The sequence below is a fragment of the Paraburkholderia sp. 2C genome (assembly GCF_054589215.1).
This window is the reverse complement of record NZ_BAAILL010000075.1, coordinates 1-656: the sequence shown is the minus strand read 5'-3', so window position 1 is coordinate 656 and position 656 is coordinate 1. Positions and strand designations below refer to the sequence as shown.

Annotated in this window: 1 protein-coding gene and 3 tRNA genes; all 4 read left to right on the top strand. The window is 56.7% G+C overall.

Annotation, left to right across the window (positions count from 1 at the left end; all coding sequences use genetic code 11):
• Positions 1-189 precede the first annotated feature (189 nt).
• Positions 190-275: transfer RNA gene (locus tag ACYPXD_RS33155), tRNA-Tyr, on the top strand.
• A gap of 40 nt (positions 276-315) precedes the next feature.
• Positions 316-389 (top strand) — tRNA-Gly (locus ACYPXD_RS33150).
• A gap of 13 nt (positions 390-402) precedes the next feature.
• Positions 403-477, top strand: a tRNA-Thr gene (locus tag ACYPXD_RS33145).
• A 62-nt stretch (positions 478-539) separates the two neighbouring features.
• Positions 540-656, top strand: a 117-nt coding sequence (locus ACYPXD_RS33140; RefSeq protein WP_245965142.1) for a GTP-binding protein, incomplete at its 3' end; no start/stop codon positions are given.

The following is a 656-nucleotide window of genomic DNA, read 5'->3' as shown; positions in this document are numbered from 1 at the left end:
CGGATTGCCCGTGTGAAAGTAGGTAATCGTCAGGCTCCCCCTCGCAGAAACACTAACCCCGCCCTCATCAGGGCGGGGTTTGTGCGTTTACGGCAGGCGCTTGTAAGTGAGGGCTGCCTCGGGGTAACGACAGCCAAGCATTGATCTTGACAACGCTATATTGCTACCCCATAATCGTCAGTTCTCTGCGGAGGGGTGCCCGAGTGGCTAAAGGGGGCAGACTGTAAATCTGTTGGCTTACGCCTACGTTGGTTCGAATCCAACCTCCTCCACCAGAATACGGCTTGAGCAGTTGTCGGGAATCGATAGATCCTTGCGGGTGTAGCTCAATGGTAGAGCAGAAGCCTTCCAAGCTTACGACGAGGGTTCGATTCCCTTCACCCGCTCCAGCAAAGAAGTAACGCCCATGTGGCTCAGTGGTAGAGCACTCCCTTGGTAAGGGAGAGGTCGGCAGTTCGATCCTGCCCATGGGCACCAGCAGGTTGTCAGCGATTTTGCGCCCCGCGCAACGTACGGAAAAACCCTCTTAGGAGTCGAAAATGGCCAAAGGTAAGTTTGAGCGGACCAAGCCGCACGTGAACGTGGGCACGATTGGTCACGTTGACCACGGCAAGACCACGCTGACGGCGGCGATCACGACGGTGCTGACCGCGAAG